The 7,926-nt window shown below is 69.1% G+C and carries 7 protein-coding genes; 3 read left to right on the top strand and 4 right to left on the bottom strand.

Annotated features, from left to right (window positions below; translation table 11 throughout):
• A partial coding sequence (locus AOK03_RS00620; RefSeq protein ID WP_055563107.1) for an alpha-ketoacid dehydrogenase subunit beta occupies window positions 1-675 on the bottom strand: 675 nt, incomplete at its 3' end.
• A gap of 2 nt (window positions 676-677) precedes the next feature.
• The gene (gene pdhA / locus AOK03_RS00615; protein WP_055563106.1) at window positions 678-1,865 is read right to left on the bottom strand and encodes a pyruvate dehydrogenase (acetyl-transferring) E1 component subunit alpha; all 1,188 of its coding nucleotides are present in this window, start codon (window positions 1,863-1,865) and stop codon (window positions 678-680) included.
• Window positions 1,866-2,258: 393 nt separating this feature from the next.
• Here pdhA and AOK03_RS00610 point away from each other — a divergent pair, with 393 nt between their 5' ends.
• Both AOK03_RS00610 and AOK03_RS00605 read left to right on the top strand, forming a co-directional pair.
• Window positions 2,259-2,921 carry a response regulator gene (locus AOK03_RS00610; protein ID WP_055563105.1) on the top strand — a complete coding sequence of 221 codons (663 nt, stop codon included), beginning with the start codon at window positions 2,259-2,261 and terminating at the stop codon, window positions 2,919-2,921.
• Window positions 2,922-3,024: 103 nt separating this feature from the next.
• Window positions 3,025-3,447 carry a pyridoxamine 5'-phosphate oxidase family protein gene (locus AOK03_RS00605; protein ID WP_055563104.1) on the top strand — a complete coding sequence of 141 codons (423 nt, stop codon included), beginning with the start codon at window positions 3,025-3,027 and terminating at the stop codon, window positions 3,445-3,447.
• Window positions 3,448-3,490: 43 nt separating this feature from the next.
• Here the strand turns inward: AOK03_RS00605 and AOK03_RS00600 are convergent, their stop codons facing one another.
• On the bottom strand, window positions 3,491-5,053 hold the full coding sequence (locus AOK03_RS00600) for a protein kinase domain-containing protein (protein WP_079074369.1): 1,563 nt from the start codon (window positions 5,051-5,053) through the stop codon (window positions 3,491-3,493).
• Between the two features lie 305 nt (window positions 5,054-5,358).
• Here AOK03_RS00600 and AOK03_RS00595 point away from each other — a divergent pair, with 305 nt between their 5' ends.
• Complete coding sequence (locus tag AOK03_RS00595; RefSeq protein ID WP_055563102.1) at window positions 5,359-7,008, top strand: protein kinase domain-containing protein; 1,650 nt, start codon at window positions 5,359-5,361, stop codon at window positions 7,006-7,008.
• 96 nt (window positions 7,009-7,104) lie between these two features.
• On the opposite strand, the gene AOK03_RS00590 is transcribed toward AOK03_RS00595, so the two are convergent.
• Complete coding sequence (locus AOK03_RS00590) at window positions 7,105-7,650, bottom strand: bacterial proteasome activator family protein (RefSeq protein WP_055563101.1); 546 nt, start codon at window positions 7,648-7,650, stop codon at window positions 7,105-7,107.
• Window positions 7,651-7,926 lie beyond the last annotated feature (276 nt).

Genomic DNA, 7,926 nt, shown 5'->3' with positions numbered 1-7,926 from the left:
GGCGGCCGCGGCCGCCTCCAGACAGACCTTCACCATCGGGCCGTACGCGGCGAGGGTGAGGTCGGTGCCCTCGCGGGCGACGACGGCCTTGTGCAGGGGGCCGGGGATGGCCTCCTTGTCGACCTCGCCCTTGTCCCAGTAACGCCGCTTCGGCTCGAAGAAGATCACCGGGTCGTCGCTCTGGATGGCCTGCTGCATCATCCAGTAGGCATCCGCCGAGTTCGACGGGGAGACCACCTTGAGGCCCGCGACGTGCGCGAACAGCGTCTCGGGCGACTCGCTGTGGTGCTCGACCGCGCCGATGCCGCCGCCGTACGGAATGCGGATGACGACCGGCATCTTGATCTTGCCGAGCGCGCGGGCGTGCATCTTCGCGAGCTGCGTGACGATCTGGTCGTACGCGGGGAAGACGAAGCCGTCGAACTGGATCTCCACCACGGGGCGGTACCCCCGCAGGGCGAGACCGATGGCCGTGCCGACGATGCCCGACTCGGCGAGCGGGGTGTCGATGACCCGGTCCTCGCCGAAGTCCTTCTGCAGTCCGTCGGTCACCCGGAAGACGCCGCCGAGCTTGCCGACGTCCTCACCCATGATGAGGACCTTGGGGTCGTTCTCCAGCGCGGTGCGCAGCGATTCGTTGATCGCCTTGGCGATGGGAAGTTTCTGGACAGCCATGGTTACTTGACCTCCCCGTCCGCGAACGAGGCCTGGTAGGCGGCGAACTGGGCGCGCTCCTCGTCCACGAGGGCGTGACCGTCGGCGTAGACGTTCTCGAAGATCGCCATCAGATCCGGATCCGGCATCGCCCGCACCACCTCTCGCACTCGCTTGCCCAACGCTTCGCTCTCGTCGTCGAGTTCCGCGAAAAATCCCTCATCCGCGTGGCCTTCGGACTCCAGGTACGTCCGCAGCCGCAGGATCGGGTCCTTGACCTCCCAGGCCGCCCGCTCGTCGTCGTTGCGGTACTTGGTCGGGTCGTCGGAGGTGGTGTGCGCGCCCATGCGGTAGGTGAACGCCTCGATGAGCGCGGGGCCCTCGCCCGAACGCGCCCTCTCCAGGGCCCACTTGGTGACGGCGAGCACGGCGAGCACGTCGTTGCCGTCGACCCGGACGCCCGGGAAGCCGAAGCCCTGCGCGCGCTGGTAGAGCGGCACGCGGGTCTGCTTCTCGGTGGGCTCGGAGATCGCCCACTGGTTGTTCTGGCAGAAGAACACGACCGGGGCGTTGTAGACCGCGGAGAAGGTGAACGATTCGGCCACGTCGCCCTGGCTGGAGGCGCCGTCCCCGAAGTACGCGATCACGGCCGAGTCCGCGCCGTCCTTGGTCACGCCCATCGCGTAGCCGGTGGCGTGCAGGGTCTGCGAGCCGATGACGATCGTGTACAGGTGGAAGTTGTTGCTGTTCGGGTCCCAGCCGCCGTTGTTCACGCCGCGGAACATGCCGAGCAGGTTCGTGGGGTCCACCCCGCGGCACCAGGCGACGCCGTGCTCGCGGTAGGTGGGGAAGACGTAGTCGTCGTCGCGGGTGGCCCGGCCCGAGCCGATCTGAGCGGCCTCCTGGCCGAGCAGCGAAGCCCACAGGCCCAGCTCGCCCTGGCGCTGCAGGGCGGTGGCCTCGGCGTCGAAGCGGCGGGTGAGGACCATGTCGCGGTACAGGCCGCGCAGCTCCTCCGCCGTGATGTCGGCGACGTACGCGTCGTACACCGCGTTCTTCGCGTCCTTGACCCGCTTGCCCTCGGGCGTCAGCAGCTGAATGAGCTCGGGCTCGTTGCTTTTCTGCGGCGCGGGCTTCTTGGCGCTTGCGCGCTTGCCGCCGCCGGTACTGCTGCGGCGCGGTTTGCGCGCGGCGGTGCTCTCCACGGTCACGTGTGCTCCTCCGTCGGTCCGGCCCCCGGGATTACCGGGAAAACCAGTACGGCTCGCCTGGTCCGTGCCCGCGCACGGGGTGGGTGCGTCTCAGCCGGGAACAGGCGTGACAGGTGCCCCGGCGAGCGCCCTGCACAAAGCACGTTACCCAGTGCTTCCCATTTCTGTGAAACCCCATCTGACCTGCGAATTTGCTTGGATTTCCAAGTAAATTGCCAGTCAGTCGACTGCTCGGATTTCCGAGTGAATCGAGAGAACCGGGAACACTTCCTGGTCACAGCACTGATCACAGCCTGGCAGGGGGCCGGAACACCGGCACGTTATCCCGGCCACCCCGGGGACGGGAAGGGTTCCGCACGGGCACTAAAAGAGATCGTGTGTGAGACTGGCTCCGTGCGCGAAGACGGAAAAATTACGGTTTTTCTCCTCGACGACCATGAAGTGGTCCGGCGTGGAGTCCATGAGCTGCTGTCCGTGGAGTCCGACATCGAGGTGGTCGGCGAGGCCGGCACCGCGGCGGACGCCCTGGTCAGGATCCCTGCGACGCGGCCCGACGTGGCGGTGCTCGACGTGCGCCTGCCGGACGGCAGCGGTGTCGAGGTGTGCCGCGAGATCCGTTCGCAGAACGAGGACATCAAATGCCTGATGCTCACCTCGTTCGCCGACGACGAGGCCCTTTTCGACGCGATCATGGCCGGTGCCTCCGGTTATGTCCTCAAGGCCATCCGCGGCAATGAGCTCCTTACCGCAGTGCGGGACGTGGCCGCAGGCAAGTCCCTGCTCGACCCCGTGGCCACGGCCCGGGTCCTGGAGCGGCTGCGCGACGGCAACAACGCCAAGGGCGACGAGCGCCTGGCCAACCTCACCGAGCAGGAGCGGAAGATCCTCGACCTGATCGGCGAGGGCCTGACCAACCGCGTGATCGGCGAGCGGCTGCACCTCGCCGAGAAGACGATCAAGAACTACGTCTCCAGCCTGCTGTCCAAGCTGGGCATGGAGCGCCGCTCCCAGGCCGCGGCGTACGTGGCGCGCATGCAGGCGGAGCGGCAGCACTGACACCGACGGCGCGGGGCCGTCGGCGGTTGAGGGACTTACGTCCTCGGTTTGTGGGGGCGGGATCCCCTTTTCCGACACCCTGTCCATGAACCAAGGTGGGAGCATGCCCACCGACGAACAGCTCGCCTTCGAACTGCTCCGCCGCACCGACTACGGCCGCGTGGCGACCAGCATGCGCGCGCTGCCCTTCCTCGCGGCGGCCCGGCACATCGTCGTGGACGGCAAGGTCCTGCTGCGCATGCACAAGGGGTACGGCTACCACCAGGCCTGCGTCGGCAGCGTCGTCGCGTACGGCGCGGACAACCTCAATGTGGCGAGCGCGAAGGACGGCCAGTGGACCGTCCAGTTCGTCGGTGTCTGCGACCGCGTCGAGCCGACCAATGCCGAGCTCGAACTCTTCGGGCCCACCCCGCACTACGTGGACGGCGAGCTCTTCGACCCGGTCTACCTGCGGATAGAGCCGCAGTTCACGACGGTCCACACGCTGCACACCGGTCATGACCGCCAGCTGCAGCACATTCTCTGAAGACCCTCTGACCGGCCGAGCCACCTCCGAGCGGGCGGGCGGCTCAGGGCCCTTCGTCGCCCCCGGCGCCCGCCGGGTCCCCGCCCTCGCCGTCCGTCGGCTCCGTCGGCTCCGTCGGTTCGTTGGTCGGCTCGTTCGTGGGCTCGTTGGTCGGCTCGTTCGTGCTCGGGTCCTGCGTCGGCGTGGAGGGATTCCCGGTGGGCGTCGTGGGACGCGTCGTCGGTCCCGTCGGGTTGGTCGGCTGGTTCGTCGGCTCGGTGTAGTCCGTCTCGCCGCCGGTGCCGGTGTCCGGGTCCGACGTCTCGTCCGACGTCTCCTCGTCCGCGCTCTTGCTCGGCTCCTTCGACTGCGACTGCTTCGTCGCGGGCGTCTTCGGCCGGTCCTTGTCGTCCTTCTTGTCGCTCGCGGTGAGCGCGAACGCCACCCCCACGGCGATGGCGATGATCGCGAGCACGGCGAAGATCCACATCTTGCCGCGGCCGCTCTTGCCGCCGTGGTGCCCGCCGTCGAAGCCGCCGTCGTCACCGCCCGGCGGACGCAGCATGGGGCCCGGGATCTGCGCGGTGCCGGAGTCCGGGTGCGCCATCGCCGTGGTGCCCGCGACGCCCATGGCCGGGGTGTTGCCGCCCTCGTGCATCGCCACGGGCCCGGTGTTCCAGGTCCCCGTGTGGCTGCCCTGCTCGTTGAGCATCTGCAGCCCGTACTGGACGAGGCCGCGCATCTCCTCGGCGGTCTGGAACCGGTCGTCCGGGTCCTTGGCGAGGGAGCGCATGACGAGCCCGTCCAGCTCCGGCGGCGCCGCGTCCGAGACCTCGGACGGCGGCACGGCCTGGTCCTGGACGTGCTGGTAGACCACGGAGAGCGGCGTCTCACCGGTGAACGGGGGCCGCAGCGCGAGCAGTTCGTAGAGCAGACAGCCGGTCGCGTACAGGTCGGAGCGGTGGTCGACGGCCTTGCCGAGCGCCTGCTCGGGCGACAGGTACTGGGGCGTGCCCATGACCATGCCGGTCTGCGTCATCGTCGACTGCGCGCCGTGCAGGGCACGCGCGATGCCGAAGTCCATCACCTTCACCGCGCCGGCGTTGGTGATGATCACGTTCGCGGGCTTGATGTCGCGGTGCACGATGCCGTGCTGGTGCGAATAGGCCAGGGCCTCCAGGACGCCCGACACGATGATGAGCGCCTGCTCCGGACCCGGCGCTTCCGCGTTGATCAGCAGATCGCGGATCGTCCGGCCCTCGACGATCTCCATGACGATGTACGGGACGACGTTCGGCCCGACGACGTCTTCACCGGAGTCGTACACCGCGACCACAGCGTGATGGTTGAGCCCCGCGACGGACTGCGCCTCGCGCGTGAAACGCGCCTTGGAGACCGGGTCCTCGGCGAGGTCGGAGCGGAGCAGCTTGACCGCGACCGTGCGGCCGAGACGTACGTCCTCGGCCGCGAACACCTCGGCCATGCCGCCCCGGCCGAGTCTGTGGGTCAGCCGATACCGGCCGTCACCGACGAGCCCGCCGTTGCCCCACAATTCAGGCGCGTCTGACATACCGCCGCCAGTCGCCTCGGGGTCGGACGGGCCCTGAGCGCGCTGCGTCTGTGCCATCAGTCCTCGCCGTCGTTTCTGGTCGTGGTACTTGGTGCCGAGTACGTCGCGATACGGGGTACTCAGTCGGCCACGCTACAGCCTTCGCGGGCCCCGCCGGTCCGGCGTGGACCGGACATCAAAGCGGCCCGGGGGTCCCGTGCGCAAACTTGTAACGCTTCCGAGACGCTTCTTGCGCGTACGGTCACGGAACGGGCACCGAGCTTGACGCGTCATCGTCCTGGGGCAGACTTGGCCTGGAATAGCGGTAATCGATCACCAGCCGCGGAGCCGTCCGGCAACCGCGCCAATGGGGGACGCACGAGATGAGCAGCCAGGACGGCGCACAGGGGCGGTATGCGGGGCGTTCGCTGGCCGGTGGCCGCTACCAACTGCGTGATCTGCTGGGCGAGGGCGGCATGGCGTCGGTGCACCTCGCCTACGACACCGTGCTCGACCGTCACGTCGCAATCAAGACACTGCACACCGAACTCGGCCGCGAGCAGTCCTTCCGCGAGCGCTTCCGCCGCGAGGCCCAGTCGGTGGCGAAGCTCACGCACACGAACATCGTGTCGGTCTTCGACACCGGCGAGGACGACCTGGACGGCGCGACGATGCCGTACATCGTCATGGAGTACGTCGAGGGCAAGCCGCTCGGCTCCGTGCTCGACGCGTCCGTCACCCAGTACGGCGCGATGCCGACCGACCAGGCGCTGAAGATCACCGCCGATGTCCTCGCGGCCCTGGAGATCAGCCACGAGATGGGCCTGGTCCACCGCGACATCAAGCCCGGCAACGTGATGATGACCAAGCGCAACGTCGTGAAGGTCATGGACTTCGGCATCGCCCGCGCCATGCAGTCCGGCGTCACCTCCATGACCCAGACCGGCATGGTCGTCGGCACCCCGCAGTACCTCTCCCCTGAGCAGGCCCTGGGCCGCGGCGTCGACGCCCGCTCCGACCTGTACTCGGTCGGCATCATGCTGTTCCAGCTGACCACCGGGCGGCTGCCCTTCGAGGCGGACTCGCCGCTGGCCATCGCGTACGCGCACGTGCAGGAGGAGCCGGTCGCTCCCTCCTCGATCAACCGTTCCCTGCCGCCGGCGGTCGACGCGATCGTCGCGCGGGCGCTGAAGAAGAACCCGAACGAGCGCTTCCCGACCGCCGAGGCCATGCGCGACGAGTGCCTGCGCGTCGCCCAGTCCTTCCAGGCGGCGGCCCCCAGCATCGTGCCGGGCGCGCAGACCGCGAGCGGCGCGGGCGTCGGCTCCGCGGTCTTCCCGCCGGTCGACACGTCGATGCCGCAGAGCGGCGCCGTCCAGACCCCGTACCAGCCGGGTTCCTACGGCCCCGCCACCCCGGCCCCCACGCCGGGCTACGGCTACCCGCAGCAGGGCGGCTACCAGACCCCGCCGCCCGTCAACGCGTACGCCCCGCAGCAGGGCGCGCACACCCCGCCGCCGTACAACCTCGCGCCGCAGCCCGCCACGGCGACGGCCCCGGCCTCCTCCGGTGGCTCGGGCGGCTCCGGCGGCTCCGGCGGCGGCAAGCGGAACATGCCGGTGATCGTCGGCTCGATCGTCGTCGCGCTCCTCGCCATCGGCGGCCTGATCACCGCCCTGTCGCTCAACGGCGGCGACGGCGACAAGGAAGCCACCGGCGACAAGTCGAAGCAGCCGGTGGCGGGCCACAAGGGCCCCAACCGCTCCATGACGATGGAGACCGAGAAGTGCACGGACCCCGAGGTGGGGTACAACGACGAGGAAAAGATCAAGGTCCCCGACTTCACCTTCAAGGACTGGAAGTCGGTCCTTTCCTGCCTGCAGTCGGCCGGCTGGAGCTTCGACAAGCGCAAGGTCGACGAGAACGCGTACGGCGAGGACACGGTCATGCGGCAGACCCCGAAGGAGGGCACGGAGGTCGACCCGAAGGGTCTTGAGCTCCAGTTCGACGTCTCGTCGGGCAACCCGGCTTAGCCTTCGCCTTCGCCGCTCTTCTCACGGATACGCGGAGGGGCTCGGTACGCGAAATGCGTACCGAGCCCCTCTGCGTACCGCAGGGTTCTCGGAGGGTTACAGGTAAGGGCCTCCCGTGCGGCCCGCGATGCCGCCGCCCTCGTCCTCCTCCTCGCCGCCGCCCACGCCGGGCGGCAGTGCCCGGCGCATCTGCTCCAGCTGGGCCCGCGCGGCCATCTGCTGAGCGAACAGCGTCGTCTGGATCCCGTGGAAGAGGCCCTCCAGCCAGCCGACCAGCTGGGCCTGCGCGATCCGCAGCTCCGCGTCGCTCGGCGTCGCCTCCTCCGTGAAGGGCAGGGAGAGCCGCTCCAGCTCCTCGACCAGCTCGGGGGCGAGGCCGTCCTCCAGTTCCTTGACCGAGCTGGCGTGGATCTCCTTGAGACGGACCCGGCTCGCCTCGTCGAGAGGAGCCGCGCGCACTTCCTCCAGCAGCTGCTTGATCATGCTGCCGATGCGCATCACCTTGGCCGGCTGTTCGACCATCTCCGTCACCGGGACCTCGCGGGATTCGTCGTCTCCGCCGCCACCGAGAGCCATTCCGTCCTGGCCCACGACCAGGACCTGGGGGCTCTCCGGCGACCGTTCGTTCCTCGGCATCTCCATGCCGCCATTCTCTCGCACCCGTACTTTTCACATCGGTGGTGCCCCCATACGCGGCTGATCCACCCTCAGCCGTGCTTCGGCCGTGCTTCGGCCACGCTTCAGCCGCAGCTCAGCCGCGCCTGAGTCGCAGTCCCAGGAAGCCGAGCCCGAGACCGATGAGGACCAGGCCGCCGCCGAGCGGGAGGACGCGGAGGTTGGGGAGCACGGGGCCGACCGGCGACCGTTCGGCGGGGTCGGACGCGGTGTCCCGGTGTGCGACGGGGGTCGGCCTCGGAG

Origin of the sequence: Streptomyces atriruber, from assembly GCF_001418325.1 — a bacterium.
Taxonomy (GTDB): Bacteria; Actinomycetota; Actinomycetes; order Streptomycetales; family Streptomycetaceae; genus Streptomyces; species Streptomyces atriruber.
Note: the sequence above shows the minus strand (reverse complement) of the source record. Positions and strands in the feature narration are given on the sequence as shown.

Excerpts from the sequence above, each read along its gene's own strand:
- AOK03_RS00605 (WP_055563104.1), top strand. The coding sequence starts at position 3,025 with ATGCCCACCGACGAACAGCTCGCCTTCGAACTGCTCCGCCGCACCGAC.
- AOK03_RS00600 (WP_079074369.1), bottom strand. The coding sequence starts at position 5,053 with ATGGCACAGACGCAGCGCGCTCAGGGCCCGTCCGACCCCGAGGCGACT.
- AOK03_RS00595 (WP_055563102.1), top strand. The coding sequence starts at position 5,359 with ATGAGCAGCCAGGACGGCGCACAGGGGCGGTATGCGGGGCGTTCGCTG.
- AOK03_RS00590 (WP_055563101.1), bottom strand. The coding sequence starts at position 7,650 with ATGGAGATGCCGAGGAACGAACGGTCGCCGGAGAGCCCCCAGGTCCTG.